The organism is Rhizobium bangladeshense (genome assembly GCF_017357245.1).
Lineage (GTDB): Bacteria > Pseudomonadota > Alphaproteobacteria > Rhizobiales > Rhizobiaceae > Rhizobium > Rhizobium bangladeshense.
This window is the reverse complement of the sequence record NZ_CP071616.1, coordinates 156,211-171,897: the sequence shown is the minus strand read 5'-3', so window position 1 is coordinate 171,897 and position 15,687 is coordinate 156,211. Positions and strand designations below refer to the sequence as shown.

The window sequence follows — 15,687 nt, the reverse complement described above, 5'->3', positions numbered from 1 at the left end:
TTCCCTCTTCCGCGCTCTCCGTCGCCCGGCCGGCCGATGCAGCTGCGGTTTACGGATCCCGCCGACTTCGAACCTGGGCAGGACGCGGCATGATGGCGGGCGTCCGGCTCCCTGCGGCACTATTCTTCCAGGAGGAGAGCGGTTGCGAGGTAACCCATGCCTATGGTGCTCGCAAAAAAGTAGATGAAGAGGCCATGCACGAGATAGCTCTCAACTGCACCCATCGCAGGAAACGCTTGCTGGCAAATGACTAGTCCCACGGTGCAACCAATGGCGAATCCCGCGGCAAACCGAGTGAGCATGAACCTGATCATGCAAGGCATAGCGCCCACCTCAGAGCTAACAATTTAAAATGTCCGGGCACCAGGATTGTTCCGGACGCAAAATGATTTTCATCAACGACTGGAACGAGCGGCCGTGCAAGAAGCGGGCGAAACCGGAGACTTTAGCAGTGCATCTTCTGCCTTTTGCAGCGGGCGTTTTCACGCTTCTCATCCTGCCTGGGCCGACCAACACCGTTTTGGCAATGGCATCTCAGGGTCTGACCTTTGGACGCGCGGCCGCGCTGCTCGTCACTGTTCTGACCGCATATCTTGCGATCGTCCTTCCAGCATCCAGTCTGGCCGGTTCTTTTTCCACGACCACCCGCTGGTTTCGCAAGGCGTCAAACTTCTCTCGGCGACCTGGGTGCTGTACCTGGCGCTCCGGCTCTGGAGCCTCGGATCTAGCCGAGCCGAGGCCGTGAGCGCGCGGCAGCTGGCCGTTACTACGCTGTTGAATCCCAAAGCCCTTATCATCGCAGTGACGATGGTCCCTCCCACCGAGGAGGTGCCCGCGACGGAATCTATCGCCATTCTCGCATCCGCGGTCCTGGCAGTGTCCTCCATCTGGCTGTCGATCGGCAGGGTCATGCTCGGACGTGAGAAACGAATGCCGTCATTTGCCCGGCGGTGCGGCTCCGCGACCCTCGTCGCATTCTCCGCCGTGCTGACGTTCAGCGCTCTTGGCGGATGAACATGCGGCTATTGCGCCTGCGCGCCGGAGCGAACGCCGGCGGAGTCTTCATCGCGCACTGGCGCCGACGACAGCCGGTTTGCGGAGGCGCAATCGCCCGCTTCACACTGCCTCCTGTTCCAACATTTTGACAGGCCGATCCCATTGGATGAGCACGACGCAGCCGGTGTCGCTCCAGACGGAATGCTCGGTACCGGGTGCGTTGACGACGTAGCTGCCGCGGCCGTAATCGCCCGCTTCATCCGATTGCACGCCGTCGAGCACGAGAATGGTTTCGAGCCCCTCATGCCGATGGCGGGGAACACCCGCGCCGGCTTCGTATTTCAGGAGCGCCACGCCTGGCTGGTCGTCGGCGAAAGGTCGGATCCAGTGGATGGTCACCTGATCGCGAAACGGACCGAATTCCAGATCCTTCCAACCGCCTGCTGTGAGCAGTTCGCGTGTGGTTTCAGGCATGGGCGATGCTCTCCAGTATATCGTCGACTCGGGCCGTCCAGCCGACGATCGCGCCCTGGGCGCGGATCATGGCGATGGCGGCGGCCTTGAATTCGGGAAAGTAGCTTTCCGTCGCCTCCTCGGCGAGCAGGCACTCATAGCCGCGGTCATTCGCTTCGCGCATGGTGGTCTGCACGCAAACTTCGGTCGTCACACCTGCGAAAACCAGCTGTGTGATACCCTTCTGCTGCAGCACTTCCGCGAGCTCGGTCGCGTAGAAGGCGCCCTTGCCGGGTTTTTCGATAACCACTTCGCCTTTTACCGGAGCGAGCTCTGGCAGAATAGCCGTGCCGGGCTCGCCGGAGATGAGGATGCGACCCATGGGGCCTTCGTCGCCGATCCGGAGTGTAGGGTTGCCGCGGTCGCGTTTTGCCGGCGGCAAATCCGAAAGATCGGGCCTGTGGCATTCCATCGTGTGGATGACCGGCAGTCCGGCGTAGCGGAAGCCCTGGATGAGGCGTCTGACTTCGGGCACGATTCTCATGATGCGGCTGACGTCGTTGCCGAGGCTGGCGCCAAAGCCGCCGGGCTCGGCGAAATCACGCTGCATGTCGATGACGATGAGCGCGAGCTGATCATGCCTCGCCGGAAAGGCGAAGGGTTCTGCCTTGATCTCCGCCATCAGTGATGCCCCGCCATATGGGCGCCGATCACACCGATATCCGCCGAGCGCGCCGGCGTCTCGTAGACCAGTTTGCCTTCGGAAATGACCATGATCCGATCGGACATCTCGAGCAGTTCGTCGAGATCCTCGGAAAGCAGCAGCACAGCCGTGCCAGCGTTCCGCGCCTTCATGATCCGGGAGCGGATTTCGGCTACTGCCGAGAAATCGAGGCCGAAGCAGGGATTGGACACGATCAGCAGGTCAACCTCGCCTGTGAGCTCGCGGGCGAGCACCGCGCGCTGCACATTGCCGCCCGATAGTGCCGCGATCGGCGAGGAAGACGAGGCTGTCTTCACCTTGAAGTCGGAAATCAGAGCGGTGGCGCTCTTCTTCATTTTGGCCTTGTTCAGCCAGACGGCATCCTTGCCGTCCGCTTTTAGATCGAAAGTGCGGAAGGCGAGATTTTCGCTGACCGTCATCCGTGGCGCGCAGGCGTTCTGCAGCGGCTCCTCGGGAATAAAACGGACATTGTTCTTGCGCGTCTCCAGACGTGTTGCCGTGTACGTCTCGCCCTTAACGCTGACACGGCCGGTATCGGTCGGCCGCTGGCCGGCGAGGATCTCAGTCAGTTCCTTCTGACCATTGCCTGATATGCCGGCAATGCCGACGATCTCGCCAGAGCGGACCATGAGATTTTTGATTTCGATGGTCTTGAGACCCGAGCGGTCGGGCGCCCTGACCTGCTCCACCTTGAGGACCGGCTTGGCGTCCTCCGGGACGGGGATGCGGGTGTCGAGCTCGGCGAGCTTGACGTCGCCGATCATCATCGCGGCCATCTCGGCCGTGGAGAGTTCCCCGACTTTTCCAGAGCCGACAAGCTTGCCGCGACGCAGGACCGAAACGGCATCGGCAAACTTCGTCACCTCGTGGAACTTGTGGGAAATCATCAGCGCGGTCAGTTCACCACGCTCTGTCATCCCGCGCACGAGACCGAGGATCTCATCGGCTTCTGCAGGCGTCAGCACGGAGGTTGGCTCGTCGAGGACAAGGAAGGAGCGGCCGAGATAGAGCTGCTTGACAATTTCGAGTTTCTGCTTCTCGCCGGCGGCCAGTTCGCTCACCGGCCGGTCGAGCGGGATCTTGAAGGGCATCCGCTCCATGAAGGCGGAAAGATCCATTCGTTCCTTGGCCCAATTGATGAAAGCGGGGACTTCCGCGCGGCTGATGACAAGGTTTTCGGCACCGGTCAGCGAAGGGACCAGCGTGAAGTGCTGATAGACCATGCCGAGGCCGTAACTCGCCGCATCCTTGGGCGAGGAAATCGCCACCTCGCGGCCGTCGACGGAGAGAGAACCTGACGTCGCGTGATAGAAGCCCATGATGCATTTGACAAGCGTCGACTTGCCGGCGCCGTTCTCGCCGAGCAGGGCGTGGAAGCAGCCCGAGGGCACCTTGATCGAAACACGGTCGAGGGCGGTGAAACTGCCAAAACGCATCGTCATGTCGATCGTGTCGATGCCGACGGCCTTGCCGGGTCGCGGGAGCGGCGTGTCGCGGATCGTGCTCATGGCAGCTGGCTCACGAACGTTGCGGAATTCGCCACGGAGCCGAAGACGCCGCCCTGCATTTTCACCATCTTGATCGCAGCGAGATGGTTGCCGTAGTCGGTCGCGCCGCAGCAGTCTTCCAGAAGCAGGCATTCGAAGCCGCGATCGTTCGCCTCGCGCATGGTGGTGGACACGCAGACATCCGTCGTGATGCCAGTCAGGATGATGTTCTCGATACGCTTCTGGTTAAGGATCAGCTCCAGATCGGTGGCGCAGAAGGAGCCCTTGCCCGGCTTGTCGATGATCGTCTCGCCCTCGATCGGATAGAGTTCTGGGATAATGTCCCAGCCCGGTTCGCCGCGTGTGAGGATGCGTCCGCAAGGGCCTGGATCGCCGATGCCTGCGCCCATGCGCTGTGAACGCCAGCGCTTGTTGGCCGGCAGGTCGGCAAGATCGGGCCGATGACCCTCGCGAGTGTGAATGATGTGATAGCCCTTGGCGCGCATGGCGGCCAAAACCTTCTTGATGGGCTCGATGGGCGCCCGGACCAGGGAAAGGTCGTATCCCATGTGGTCGACATAACCGCCCTTGCCGCAGAAATCCGTCTGCATGTCGATGATGATGAGAGCGGTATTATCCGGACGCAGGGCGCCGTTATAAGGCCAGGCATAGGGATCGGCGTCGATATAATGTCCTCTGGTTTCGACCATGGCGACCATCGTTTTTCTCCTATTCACCCGCGAGTTTGAGTGTTTCGCCGTAGCGGCGCGCCGGCTTGTCGAAGCCGCAGGACGTACCGTCCGTAACCTTCACCTGATCCTCCCACGGGAGGCGGTATTTGCCGGCGATGAGATCGTGCATGTACGTATAGGGCGCGTCATCAGCGCCGCCGGCGACGGCGACATAGCCGCGGTGACCGAGCTGGTAGATATTGTTTTCGACGCTCCAGCCGAGCCGTGCTTCGCGCACAAGATCCGGACGCACTTCCGCGGTGACGATCTCGTTGACGCGGCCGGATGTGCCGTGAGCGATGATCGAGCCGTCGAAATTGCAGATCATGCCTTCGCCCATCGAGTCGAACGTGCCGTCGGAGCCGCACATGCAGACGCTCGCCGTGACCATGAGATTGCAGAAGGCGTTCGACTGGTTGGTGAAGCGCCATGCTTCGCGGATCGGCGCTGTATAGCCGGCCGTGCGGATCATGATTTCCGCACCCTTATAGGCGCATTCGCGCGCCATCTCCGGGAACATGCCGTCATGGCAGATGATGAGCGCGAGTTTGGCTCCCTTCGGCCCGTCGATGACGGGAATTCCGAAATTGCCGGGCTCCCATGGTTCGACCGGCACCCAAGGATGCATCTTGCGGTAATAGAGCTTAAGTTCGCCCTTATCGTCGATGATTAAACCGGAATTATAGGGCATGCCCTCCGGGTTCAACTCCATGATCGAGAAGCAGCCCCAGATCGCGTTGTCGCTGCAGGCCTTCTTGAAGGCGGAGACCTCCGGACCGTCGAGCGTGCACATAATCTTGGGATTGATATCCATCGACAGGCCGTGGAGGGCATATTCCGGAAAGACGACCAGATCCATGCCGGGCTGGTTGCGCCGCGCTTTGCCGACGAGATCGACGATCACCTGTGTCTGGCGGGCAAGGTCTTCCCTCGTGACCGTGACGGGAAGCTGCAGTTGGACAAGGCCGATGCCGACGCCATGTTCCGATTTGTTCAATCCGCCGAGGCCGTTCATCGTTTGACTCCTTTCAGACCTATGTCGTTCGGGCTTATTTCGTCAGGGAAAGCGCGCCAGGCGCGCCGGCGAGCGAACGGGTGGGTGACGAGGTCGCGATCATGATGACCAGAGTCAGCACGTAAGGGGCAGCATAGAAGAGGTAATAGCCCTGAGTGACGCCGACGGACTGCAGTGCCGGGCCGAGTGCACCGGCGCCACCGAAGAGCAGGGCGGCAAGGAAGCAGCCGATCGGGTTCCAGCGGGCGAAGATGACCAGCGCCACGGCCATTAGACCCTGGCCGGAAGAAATTCCTTCGTTCCAGGAACCGGGATAATAAAGCGACAGATAGGCGCCGCCGATTGCCGCCAGCGAACCGCCGACGGCGGTGGCAAGCAGTCGCACCCGATCCGGATTGACGCCCATGGCGCGCGCTGCGTCGGTACTGTCGCCGACCACGCGCAGGATCAGGCCGATACGGGTATTCTTGAAAGCCCACCAGAGAACAAAGGCGAGTGCTGCGCCAAGCAGGAAGAGCACGTTAACGTTCAGCGCCGCCTGGATCTGCGGCATGCTGGACCAGAAGCCAAGCGGAATTGCCGGCAGATGCGGCGCGGCCGGCTGAATGAAAGGCTTGCCGAGGAAGAAGGCAAGGCCGAGCCCGAACTGCATCATGGCAATGCCGATCGCGATATCGTTAACCTTCGGCCACTTGCAGATCCAGCCGTGGACGAGGCCGAAGACCGCGCCCATTGCCATGGCCGCCAACACACCGAGCCACGGTGAATTGGTCATGACGGCGACGGCGTAAGCCGTCATGGCGCCGAAGACGAGCGTGCCTTCAAGACCGAGGTTGATGCGGCCGGAGCGTTCGGTGATCGTCTCGCCCAGGCTGACGAAGATAAAGGGCGTGGAAACGCGGATGGCGCCTGCCAGGATCGCCAGCGGCACCCCCCAGATGCCGATACCCGTCTCTTCCATCAGAGGCTCCTTTTCCAAAGGTCGGGATTGAAGACCTTGAAGCGCCCGTAGAAGGTCTCGCAGAAGAGAATGACAATGAAGAGCGTGCCCTGCAGCACCAGCACCGTTGCATCGGGCAAGCCCATGCGGCGCTGGATGAGGCCGCCCGAGGCATCGATGCCGCCGAGCAGGATCGCTACCGGGATGATCGCCAGCGGATTGTGGCGGGCGAGGAAGGCGACGAGGATGCCGGTATAACCGTAGCCTGCCGCAAGCGATGCATTGGCGCTGCCTTGCACAGCGGAGACCTCGACCATGCCGGCCAGGCCGGCGAAACTGCCGGCGATCGCGGTGAAGCCGGCAATCAGCCTGCCGACGGGCAGGCCCTGAATCTGGGCGGCGCGTACATTGCCGCCGGCGACGCGGGCGGCGAAACCGTAGCTCGTCATCTCGATTAGTATCCAGGAGACGATGCAGGCGAGGATGCCGATGACGAGCCCCCAATGCACGTCCATACCGGGGATGTTGCCAAGCATGTAGTCCGCTGGCAGCGGCTCGGTGGAGGGCTTGTTGAGGCTGGCCGGATCGCGCAGCGGGCCTTCGACGAACTGGTTCATCAGCGCGATGGCGATATAGGAGAGCAGTAGTGACGATATGGTTTCGTTGACGCCGCGATAGTGGCGCAGGAAACCGGCAAGGCCGATCCAGGCGCCGCCGATCACCATGGCGGCGATCGCCATGAGAACAAGGACAGGGAGGGCAGGAGCAGTCCCGACGAGCGGCATGGCCATGGCTGCGGCGGCAACGCCGCCCAGCACGACCGCTCCTTCCCCGCCAATGATGACGAGGCCGAGGCGGGCGGGCAGGGCGACGCAGAGCGCCGTCAGGAGAAGGGGTGCGGCGCGGCTTAAGCTGTTCTGTACGGAAAACCAGCTGCCAAAGCCGCCGGTGTCCATGAGCTGGAAGAGCATGGCCGGCGATCTGCCGATCGCCAGGATGAAGAGGGAGAAGAGCCCGAGACCGATCAGGATGGCCACAAGGCCGATAACAATGGGTTCGGCCCTGCGCGCGGTCCATTCGAGCAGGGGTCGCAGCGAGGTTGGTTTGCCGGAAGCGACCGATATTGCGGGATCATTGGCCTGAACGGTCATGGCGCTTCCCCCTCTGTTGCGGTTTACGCCGTGGATCCGACCACGCCTTCGATCAGATAGCTCATGCTTTCGAGCTCGATGGCATCTTCGGCGTAGCTCTTGTCTGCCGTGACGACGGAGTTGCCCTTGTTATCCTTGAGCGGACCTTTGAAGACGGAGAAACCGCCCTTCATCATCTCGGCATGCGTCGCTTCGAATGCCTTGCGGCCCGCCTCGGGAACACCAGGGCCAAGCGCGCTCATCTTGACGAAACCGTCCTTCAGGCCGCCGCGCACGAAGTTGCCGAGCTTTTCGCCAACCTGGGCCTTCTTGACGAAGTCGCTATAGACATTCCCCCAGGCCCATTCGGCGCCGGTGAGGTATTTCTCGGGCGCAAGCGGGCTCTGATTGGCGTGGTAGCCGCAGACGAAGGCACCGCGGCCGGCAGCGGTTTCGACCACCACCTTCGGGCTGTCGACATGGCAAGTGATAACGTCGGCGCCCTGGTCGACCAGCGCGTTGGTGGCTTCCGCCTCCTTGACCGCCAGCGACCATTCGCCGGTGAAGATCACCTGGCAGGTGATCGTCGGATCGACGCTGCGCGCGCCGAGCAGGAAGGCATTGATGTTCTGCAGCACCTGCGGGATCGGCTTGGCGGCGACGAAACCGATCTTCTTGCTCTTCGTCGTATGGCCCGCGGCGATGCCGTTCAGATACTGGCCCTGAAAAATATAGCCGAAATAGGAGCCGGTATTGGCCGGATGCTTGCCCTCCTGCCACAGCCCGCCGCAATGGCGGAACTGGATATCCGGATATTTGGCTGCCATTGCCAGCATGTGCGGATCGAAATAACCGAAGGAGGTCGGAAAGAGCAGGGTGGCGCCATCGAGATTGATCATCGATTCCATCGTCTTCTGAACGTCCACCGTCTCGGGCACGTTTTCTTCTTCAACGACGGTAATGCCCGGCAGCGCCTTGACCGCGGCAGCCCCCTCGGCATGCGCCTGGTTGTAGCCATAGTCATCCTTGGGGCCCACATAGATGAAGCCTACGGTCAGCGCCGTCTGCGCAAGCGCGCGCGAGGAGAGGAGACCAGGCGCTGCACCGACGAGAGCGGCAGCGGCAGAAGCCTGAAGGAAATGGCGTCGTTTCATGGAAAGGAGTCTGGTCATCGGAATGCTCCCCTTGCGGCGGTTTAGCCGCTTTCAATTGAATACAGCAAAGTGTATGCAATGGTCGTGCCAGATTTTAGAGTATTGATTCTGTGAGATAAATTCTAAGTAGGCATCCGGCTGAAGAAAGGTGCATGCAATTTCATCTCAATATGCGATCAAAAATTATGCACCGCCTACAAAATTGTCCTGCGCCTACGCCATCAGCTGGAGGTGTCATATGAAGCGTTAGTAGAAAGTTCATTTTTTATCTATATACATCAAACATATACGCCGACATTTGACTTCGCCTGTCCGAGCATGCATCTGTATGCAACCGCAACAATGCAGAATCATTCCTTGAAGCAAGTCAGGCGCAGAGAGCTCATCAGGGCAGGAACCACCGTCGAACAGATGGTACGAGCGATTGCCGACATGATTGTCACGGGGCGGATGCTGCCGGGCGAGAAGCTTGACGAAGTCTCGCTGGCGGCCCGTTTTGACGTGTCACGCACGCCCGTACGTGAGGCGCTTCGTGAGCTCGGGGCGATGGGGCTGGTCGACCGAGAGCCGAACCGCAGCGCCGTCGTCACCAACGTGACCGAATCCTACCTGCATTCAATGTTCGAGGCGATGGCGGAACTTGAAGCGATCTGCGCCAGGCTCTCGGCTGAGCGTATGACGGTCGATGAGCGGCGCACACTGGAGCTGGAGCACCAGGCGTCGATGAGGCTCGTGCATACCGGCGCGGAAGAGGAATATGCCGCGCACAACACCGAATTTCACACCCGCCTTTATCGCGGCGCGCATAACGATCATGTTTTCGAGATGGTGACCCAGACGCGGGCGCGGCTAGCGCCCTTTCGACGGGCCCAGTTCCGGCTACCCGGACGCCTGGCGAAATCCTATGAGGAGCACGACCGGATCGTGACCGCGATCATGCGCGCTGATGGCGCTGCCGCTGCGCAGGCGGCTTACTCCCATGTGGAGATGGTCAGCGATGCCAGCGCGGTGTTTGCAACCGCCGGGGAGCCGGGCGCGCACGACGGCTGAAATCCGGCGCCTCGGATCAGCCGGAAGAAAAGCCACGACGGCAAAACCCTCATGGCTATATGCGACTTACTCCGCAGCCTCGATAAAGCGGTGACGTTCATAAAGGAATTTCAGCACCGCCTCGCGGCATTTGAGGTATGTCCGGTCAGAGGCAAGGTCGATGCGATTGCGGGGACGAGGAATCGTTACATCGAGCACTTCGCCGATGCGTGCTGCCGGGCCGTTGGTCATCATCACGATTCGGTCGGACAGCAGCACCGCTTCATCGACATCATGGGTGATCATCACCATCGTGTTGCCGAGCCGACTATGGATCTCCATCACAGCATCCTGAAGATGGGCGCGGGTCAGCGCGTCGAGGGCGCCGAACGGCTCGTCGAGCAGCAGGATCTTCGGCTCCATTGAAAGCGCGCGGGCAATGCCGACGCGCTGCTTCATGCCGCCCGATATCTCCGAAGGCCGCTTGTCTTTGGCATGGGCCATCTGCACGAGGTCGAGATTGGCCATCACCCAGTCATGCCGCTCGGCCTTGGTCTTCGTTCTGCTGAAGACCTTCGAAACGGCAAGATTGACGTTCTCATAGACCGTCAGCCAAGGCAGGAGCGAGTGGTTCTGGAAGACAACAGCGCGTTCCGGACCCGGCTCGTTGACCTCGCGGTCCTCAAGGAGCACCGCGCCTGCAGAAACCGGGGTCAGACCGGCAATGAGATTGAGCAAGGTGGACTTGCCGCAGCCCGAATGGCCGATGATCGAAACGAACTCGCCCTCGGAAATTGTCAGGTTAATATCCCTCAGGACATCGGCGCGCACACCGCCGCGGTCGAAATGCTTGTCGATACGGTCGAGCTTCAGATAGGCGTTCATAAGTCGCGCTCCTCAATTGGCCATGGCGCCGCGGGTGACGATGTTACCGAGCGCCGCCACCAGCTTGTCGAGGGCAAAGCCGACGATGCCGATATAGGCCAGCGCCACGATGATGTCCGGAAGACGCGACGAGTTCCAGGCATCCCAGATGAAGAAGCCGATGCCGACGCCGCCGGTCAGCATTTCTGCCGCGACGATCGCAAGCCAGGAGAGCCCGACGCCGATCCTGAGACCGGTGAAGATGTAGGGCGCTGCCGAAGGCAGCATTATCTTCAGGAAAAATTCGAACTGGTTGAGGCGCAGCACCTCAGCGACGTTGCGGTAGTCCTGCGGAATGTTGCGAACGCCGACGGCGGTATTGATGATGACGGGCCAGATCGAAGTAATGAAGATGACAAAGATCGCCGAAGGGCTGGAATCCTGGAAGGCTGCGAGCGAGAGCGGCAGCCAGGCGAGCGGCGGAACCGTCCGCAGCACCTGGAAGATCGGATCGAGGCCGCGCATTGCCCAGACAGACTGTCCGATGATGGCTCCGATGATGACGCCGGCCACCCCCGCTAGCCCGAAGCCGTAAGCGACACGTTGCAGCGAAACGAGCACTCGCCAGCCGAGCCCGATATCCTGGGAACCGTAATTGAAGAAGGGATAGGCGATCAGGTCATAGCTGTCCTGCCAGACCTGATGCGGGGAGGGTAGAGACGCGTCGGCCGAAGAGCACAGCACCTGCCAGACCAGCAGGAGAAGCGCCAGTACGACGGTTGGCGGAACGACATTGCGAAATGCGGCCAGACCCGCACGGTGCAAGTCGATCCGTGGTCCATGCCCGCCCGAAAACGGCAGGACCTTTGCCGCCCGCTTAACGGAGACGGCCGTGGAGGGATTTTGTTTATTTGCCAGGGCGGACATCGACGCGCTCCTCACGTGAAAAAGGGGCCGGCGCGCTGGTCGCGCGCCGGAAACGGCTCAGGAGACAGCCTTGATCGAAAGGCTTTCGAGATAGGCGGAGGGATTTTCAGGATCGAAGACCTTGCCGTCGAAGAAGGTTTCCTTGCCGCGGGACGACGATGCGGGAATGTCGGCAGCAGCGATTCCGAGATCCTTGGCAGCCTCGCGCCAGATGTCTTCGCGGTTCACCTCGTTGACCAGCGCCTTGATATCCGTCGTCGCCGGCAGATTTCCCCAACGGATGTTTTCGGTCATGAACCAGCTATCGTGGCTCTTGAACGGGTAGGAGGCGCCGTCCTTCCAGAACTTCATGTAGAGGTCGGTTGCTTTGACCTCGCGACCGTTGCCATAGTTGATGTCGCCCTTGAGGCGGCCGAGCACATCCTTGGTCGGGACGTTGAACCATTGGCGCTTGCCGAGAATCTCAGCCATCTCCGCCTTGTTGTCCATGCTCTCGCACCATTGCTGCGCTTCCATGACGGCCATCAGCAGAGCCTTGGCGGCATTGGGGTTCTTTTCGATCCATTCGGCGCGCAGCCCCAGCGCCTTTTCAGGGTGGCCCTTCCAGAGCTCGCCGGTGGTGGCGGCGGTGAAGCCGATCCCCTGGTTGACGAGCTGCTCGTTCCATGGTTCGCCCACACAGAAGACGTCCATGTTGCCGACCTTCATATTGGCCACCATTTGGGGCGGCGGCACGACGATCGTCGAAACGTCCTTGTTCGGGTCAATGCCGCCGGCAGCGAGCCAGTAGCGGATCCAGAGGTCATGAGTGCCGCCCGGGAAGGTCATTGCAGCCTTGATTTCCTTGCCTTCCGCCTTCTTCTTTTCGAAAGCCGCCTTCAGCTTCGAGGCGTCGAGCTGGACGCCGGTTTCGGCATATTCCTTGGCGACGGAAATACCCTGACTGTCGAGATTGAGCCGGGCGAGGACCGCCATCGGCACCCGCTTGTTGTTCTGCGTCACCTTGCCGGTATGCATCAAATAGGGGAGCGGCGAGAGGATATGGGCGCCGTCAATACCGTTCGCCGCGCCACCCAGCACGAGATTGTCACGGGTCGCACCCCAGGAGGCCTGTTTGGCGACATCGGTTTCTGGCAGGCCATACTTGTCGAAAAGGCCTTTCTCCTTAGCGATAATCAGCGGCGCGGAATCCGTGAGCGCGATGAAGCCGAGCTTGATGCCTTTCACTTCAGGGCCGGGCCCAGCTGCGAACGCGCCGGATGGAAAGGCAGTCTTGACGGCACCGATGAGGGCGGCCGTCGCAGTCGTCTTGAGAATGTTGCGGCGGGTGATGCCGGGTCTCGAATTCTTTGTCATGCGCAGGTTCCCTCTGCTGGCTGAATTTGGACACAAAAAAACGCCGCCGGAATGCGTCCACGGGATGGATAGTCCCGATGGCAAACCTTGCGACGTCGGTGTCTAACGTAAGCGCTTATGCCGCGCCTATCTGCGCCGGTCGCCGTTGACCGATGCATTTAGGAGGCCTGCAATCAGCGTGCCAATTTCAGAAAAGTCGGATAATGCTTTGAAAATTATCCAGGAAGTTTGAAAATCAGGCATTGCCTATTTGTTGAGCATCGACGCAACATGATAATGTTTTATGCGTTTATGTCTCGCCTGCATTAGCAAGAGCTTTCTATTTGTGCACTGCACATGGGCGGTGAGCTTATACTGGCGGAAGACCGAAACGAAACTCGATCGATCTTGGAACCGAAAAACCGGCTATTTACTCAATCACGCCCCTGCTATCCAACAGCTAGAATAACGCTCCGTATTCCGCTTTGAGCAGGAGATGCCGATGAAGAAGATTTTCAATCCGCCCTCGGTCCGCCGTCCGTTCGGTAATTATAATCATGGATTGCTTGTGCCGCCGGGCGCTTCGCTGCTCGTCACCTCAGGTCAGCTCGGCATTGGTCTCGACGATGACGTGCCGGAAGACATCGGCAAACAGGCCGAGATGTGCTTCGAAGCGATCAAGGCTATTCTTGAAGATGCGCAGATGAGTTTTGCGGACGTCATCCGCATTTCCGGGTTCGTAACGAAGCGGGAGGATTTCCCAACCTATATGGCGGTGCGCGACAAGTATACGTTGGACCCGAAGCCGGTCTCGACATTGATCATAGTTAGCGGGTTCACACGGCCGGAATTTCTCGTCGAAGTCGAAGTCACAGCCGCCAAAATACTATGATGCCCAGTGGCGCGATGCGCTTCAGAAATTTTCCATCGACGTCTTCACCTTCGCCAGAAAACGCGCTCGCGTTTCAGGCGTACAGTTGTTCATGTCGTAATGAGCAAGGAAGGTGACCGGGCGTAGCGGATTGATCTGCGCCCTCAAAACCCGCTTGACGATCTTCTTTGGCGGGTTGCCGGCGGCGAAGGCGCGGAATGGCGTTGCTCCATAAGTCAGCACAGCGGCAAGCCGTCTTATATGGCGCAGCCGCGATTCCACCTTGCCCTCAATGAGTTCGAAGGAGACACCGGGAAGCCAGACGCGATCGAAATAGCCTTTCAGTATCGCCGGGAAACCGAAGTTCCAGACCGGTGTCACCAGCACCAGTCCTTCGGCCCGCTTCAGCCGCTCGACATAGGATTTCACCGGTTCGGTATTGCCGGGATAGTCGTGATAGGCGAGCCGGTCATGCCGGGAAAGAACGGGATCGAAGTTCTCGGCGTAGAGATCGCATCCGTCCACGTCGTGGCCGGCGTGGCGCAGGCTTTCCAGAGTCTGCTTGTAGAGCGCCTTGCCGTAGCTTTCCTCCACCGGATGCGAATGCAGCACGAGAACCCTCATGAGGCCTCCATGACGCTCGCAAGGCCGGGGAAGAGATAGTTCTTGCCGGCATTGAAATCGAAGTCAGGGTTCTCCCAGGCGATCATCTTGCCGGGGTTCAGAAGCCCCTTGGGATCGGTTTCGTGCTTGAAGGCGAGCTGTACCTTGTCGGTGCGCTTCATGCCGCCTTCCTCCAGCGTATAGCGGTGCGGATTGAAGATCGGGCAGCCGTGATCCTGGTGGATTCGGATGATCTCTTCAAGACGCTCCTCTGTGGTATAGCGCACCAGCGGCAGACCGGAGCACTGGATCTGCCCGTCGAACTTGATGAATTCGAGATGCCCCGGCACCTCGTCGCCGAAGATCTCCACCATCTTGGCGACCTTGGCCACGTGATCCGGGCCCGGATACTGGACCTGCAGGTAGGTAAAGCCCGGATCGACCTTCAGCGCCCGCAGGGTCGTGTGGTTCCAGGCAAGTTCGTAGGCATGCGGGATGCCCTTCATGCTCTCGACCTTGTCGGAGCGGAAGATCACTTCGCCCTTGTGGGCTGAAGTGAAGGCCAGGAAGGCATCCATCGCATGCGGTGCGATCATCAGCACCACCACCGACTGCCCCTTGCGGATATAGGGCTTGTGACGGGTGAAGTAGTCATGAGGGATCGGAGCAGCGATTGGCGCTATCTCTTTGACGAGAATGCCATTGCATTTGGCAAGCGCGTCCGAAAATCGCACGCATGCCATGAAATCGTCATAGCCGACGAGAACGTCGACCCAATCATAGGCAGGTGCCAGCGGCATTTCGATCTCGGTGATGACGCCGTTAGTGCCGTATGCATGGCTGACCTTTTGCAGGTCCCAGCCGGTGAGATCGAGCACACGCGGCTCGGCTTCCATGGTGACGACCCGCAGGCGCAGAATATTGCCGAGATCGCGCAAGCCACCCCAGGTGATCGAGCCGACGCCGCCGGAGCCGCCGGCGATGAAACCGCCAACGGTCGCCATCTGAGCCGTCGAGGGATGGAACCGCAGCTCCTGGCCGGAATGGGCCTTGGTCTGTTTGTCGAGCTGGGCAATGATGATGCCCGGTTCGCAAATCACCCGGCCGGGATGGATTTCCTTGATCTTGTCCATGGCCGCCAGGTTCAGCACGATGCCGCCGGAGAGCGGCATCGCCTGCCCGTAATTGCCGGTGCCGCCGCCACGGGGCGTGACCGGCACGCCATGCGCGAAGGCAACCTTCAGCGTCCGGATGACCTCTTCCTCGTTTTTCGGCGTGACGACGAGATCGGCCGTCACATTGTCGAGCTGCGCCTTCAGTATCGGCGAATACCAATAGAAATCGCGGCTCTTCTGGCGCACCAGCGCCGGATTGTCTTCGATGGCGATGCCCTCGAGTTCCTTTTTGATCGTCTGATAATCCGGCATG

General features: G+C 60.3%; 16 protein-coding genes and 1 pseudogene. 3 read left to right on the top strand and 14 right to left on the bottom strand.

Going from position 1 to position 15,687, the window contains the following annotated elements; all coding sequences use genetic code 11:
• Positions 1-119: 119 nt before the first annotated feature.
• Entirely contained in the window at positions 120-323 is a 204-nt protein-coding gene (locus J2J98_RS30635) for a hypothetical protein (RefSeq protein ID WP_246569489.1), read from the bottom strand.
• Between the two features lie 128 nt (positions 324-451).
• Between J2J98_RS30635 and J2J98_RS28575 the strand changes: the two are divergent.
• A pseudogene (locus tag J2J98_RS28575) lies at positions 452-1,014 on the top strand (LysE family translocator).
• Positions 1,015-1,116: 102 nt separating this feature from the next.
• Here the strand turns inward: J2J98_RS28575 and J2J98_RS28570 are convergent.
• The 8 genes from J2J98_RS28570 to J2J98_RS28535 are packed head-to-tail and all read right to left on the bottom strand — an operon-like array spanning position 1,117 to position 8,648.
• Complete coding sequence (locus J2J98_RS28570; protein WP_064713065.1) at positions 1,117-1,470, bottom strand: cupin domain-containing protein; 354 nt, start codon at positions 1,468-1,470, stop codon at positions 1,117-1,119.
• Positions 1,463-2,131 carry a cysteine hydrolase family protein gene (locus J2J98_RS28565; RefSeq protein WP_207604010.1) on the bottom strand — a complete coding sequence of 223 codons (669 nt, stop codon included), beginning with the start codon at positions 2,129-2,131 and terminating at the stop codon, positions 1,463-1,465. Before J2J98_RS28565 ends, J2J98_RS28570 begins: the two co-directional genes overlap by 8 nt.
• On the bottom strand, positions 2,131-3,681 hold the full coding sequence (locus J2J98_RS28560; protein ID WP_207604009.1) for an ABC transporter ATP-binding protein: 1,551 nt from the start codon (positions 3,679-3,681) through the stop codon (positions 2,131-2,133). Before J2J98_RS28560 ends, J2J98_RS28565 begins: the two co-directional genes overlap by 1 nt.
• A complete protein-coding gene (biuH, locus tag J2J98_RS28555; protein WP_207604008.1) occupies positions 3,678-4,379 on the bottom strand; it encodes a biuret amidohydrolase in 702 nt (233 codons plus the stop codon). The genes J2J98_RS28560 and biuH overlap by 4 nt, the downstream gene beginning before the upstream one ends.
• 10 nt (positions 4,380-4,389) lie before the next feature.
• Positions 4,390-5,406 (bottom strand): formamidase, encoded by a 1,017-nt coding sequence (locus J2J98_RS28550; RefSeq protein WP_207604007.1) that lies wholly within the window; start codon positions 5,404-5,406, stop codon positions 4,390-4,392.
• 34 nt (positions 5,407-5,440) lie between these two features.
• On the bottom strand, positions 5,441-6,367 hold the full coding sequence (locus tag J2J98_RS28545; RefSeq protein WP_207604006.1) for an ABC transporter permease: 927 nt from the start codon (positions 6,365-6,367) through the stop codon (positions 5,441-5,443).
• Complete coding sequence (locus tag J2J98_RS28540) at positions 6,367-7,497, bottom strand: ABC transporter permease (RefSeq protein ID WP_207604005.1); 1,131 nt, start codon at positions 7,495-7,497, stop codon at positions 6,367-6,369. The genes J2J98_RS28545 and J2J98_RS28540 overlap by 1 nt, the downstream gene beginning before the upstream one ends.
• 23 nt (positions 7,498-7,520) lie before the next feature.
• Positions 7,521-8,648, bottom strand: coding sequence for a BMP family ABC transporter substrate-binding protein (locus tag J2J98_RS28535; protein ID WP_207604004.1), 1,128 nt, complete (start codon positions 8,646-8,648; stop codon positions 7,521-7,523).
• 339 nt (positions 8,649-8,987) lie between these two features.
• Between J2J98_RS28535 and J2J98_RS28530 the strand changes: the two genes are divergently transcribed.
• On the top strand, positions 8,988-9,680 hold the full coding sequence (locus J2J98_RS28530; RefSeq protein ID WP_207604003.1) for a GntR family transcriptional regulator: 693 nt from the start codon (positions 8,988-8,990) through the stop codon (positions 9,678-9,680).
• 66 nt (positions 9,681-9,746) lie between these two features.
• Here the strand turns inward: J2J98_RS28530 and J2J98_RS28525 are convergent, their stop codons facing one another.
• From J2J98_RS28525 to J2J98_RS28515, 3 genes are read right to left on the bottom strand one after another with little or no spacing between them, the layout of a single operon-like run.
• On the bottom strand, positions 9,747-10,544 hold the full coding sequence (locus J2J98_RS28525) for an ABC transporter ATP-binding protein (protein WP_138397065.1): 798 nt from the start codon (positions 10,542-10,544) through the stop codon (positions 9,747-9,749).
• A gap of 12 nt (positions 10,545-10,556) precedes the next feature.
• Entirely contained in the window at positions 10,557-11,450 is an 894-nt protein-coding gene (ntrB, locus tag J2J98_RS28520) for a nitrate ABC transporter permease (protein ID WP_207604002.1), read from the bottom strand.
• Positions 11,451-11,507: 57 nt separating this feature from the next.
• Positions 11,508-12,806: a CmpA/NrtA family ABC transporter substrate-binding protein gene (locus J2J98_RS28515; RefSeq protein WP_207604001.1), complete on the bottom strand. Its 1,299-nt coding sequence runs from the start codon at positions 12,804-12,806 to the stop codon at positions 11,508-11,510.
• A gap of 481 nt (positions 12,807-13,287) precedes the next feature.
• Between J2J98_RS28515 and J2J98_RS28510 the strand changes: the two genes are divergently transcribed.
• A complete protein-coding gene (locus J2J98_RS28510; RefSeq protein ID WP_064709231.1) occupies positions 13,288-13,677 on the top strand; it encodes a RidA family protein in 390 nt (129 codons plus the stop codon).
• Between the two features lie 21 nt (positions 13,678-13,698).
• Here the strand turns inward: J2J98_RS28510 and J2J98_RS28505 are convergent, their stop codons facing one another.
• Together J2J98_RS28505 and J2J98_RS28500 are read right to left on the bottom strand one after the other, a co-directional pair.
• Positions 13,699-14,280 carry an NAD(P)H-dependent oxidoreductase gene (locus tag J2J98_RS28505; RefSeq protein ID WP_064709230.1) on the bottom strand — a complete coding sequence of 194 codons (582 nt, stop codon included), beginning with the start codon at positions 14,278-14,280 and terminating at the stop codon, positions 13,699-13,701.
• Positions 14,277-15,686: an FAD-binding oxidoreductase gene (locus J2J98_RS28500; protein WP_207604000.1), complete on the bottom strand. Its 1,410-nt coding sequence runs from the start codon at positions 15,684-15,686 to the stop codon at positions 14,277-14,279. Before J2J98_RS28500 ends, J2J98_RS28505 begins: the two co-directional genes overlap by 4 nt.
• Position 15,687: the final 1 nt, after the last annotated feature.

Bases quoted from the DNA above. Each gene is read 5' to 3' on its own strand.
- J2J98_RS28565 (WP_207604010.1), bottom strand. From the start codon at position 2,131: ATGGCGGAGATCAAGGCAGAACCCTTCGCCTTTCCGGCGAGGCATGAT.
- biuH (WP_207604008.1), bottom strand. From the start codon at position 4,379: ATGGTCGCCATGGTCGAAACCAGAGGACATTATATCGACGCCGATCCC.
- J2J98_RS28535 (WP_207604004.1), bottom strand. From the start codon at position 8,648: ATGACCAGACTCCTTTCCATGAAACGACGCCATTTCCTTCAGGCTTCT.
- J2J98_RS28545 (WP_207604006.1), bottom strand. From the start codon at position 6,367: ATGGAAGAGACGGGTATCGGCATCTGGGGGGTGCCGCTGGCGATCCTG.
- J2J98_RS28560 (WP_207604009.1), bottom strand. From the start codon at position 3,681: ATGAGCACGATCCGCGACACGCCGCTCCCGCGACCCGGCAAGGCCGTC.
- J2J98_RS28510 (WP_064709231.1), top strand. From the start codon at position 13,288: ATGAAGAAGATTTTCAATCCGCCCTCGGTCCGCCGTCCGTTCGGTAAT.
- J2J98_RS28550 (WP_207604007.1), bottom strand. From the start codon at position 5,406: ATGAACGGCCTCGGCGGATTGAACAAATCGGAACATGGCGTCGGCATC.
- J2J98_RS28500 (WP_207604000.1), bottom strand. From the start codon at position 15,686: ATGCCGGATTATCAGACGATCAAAAAGGAACTCGAGGGCATCGCCATC.
- J2J98_RS30635 (WP_246569489.1), bottom strand. From the start codon at position 323: ATGCCTTGCATGATCAGGTTCATGCTCACTCGGTTTGCCGCGGGATTC.
- J2J98_RS28570 (WP_064713065.1), bottom strand. From the start codon at position 1,470: ATGCCTGAAACCACACGCGAACTGCTCACAGCAGGCGGTTGGAAGGAT.
- ntrB (WP_207604002.1), bottom strand. From the start codon at position 11,450: ATGTCCGCCCTGGCAAATAAACAAAATCCCTCCACGGCCGTCTCCGTT.
- J2J98_RS28525 (WP_138397065.1), bottom strand. From the start codon at position 10,544: ATGAACGCCTATCTGAAGCTCGACCGTATCGACAAGCATTTCGACCGC.
- J2J98_RS28540 (WP_207604005.1), bottom strand. From the start codon at position 7,497: ATGACCGTTCAGGCCAATGATCCCGCAATATCGGTCGCTTCCGGCAAA.
- J2J98_RS28505 (WP_064709230.1), bottom strand. From the start codon at position 14,280: ATGAGGGTTCTCGTGCTGCATTCGCATCCGGTGGAGGAAAGCTACGGC.
- J2J98_RS28515 (WP_207604001.1), bottom strand. From the start codon at position 12,806: ATGACAAAGAATTCGAGACCCGGCATCACCCGCCGCAACATTCTCAAG.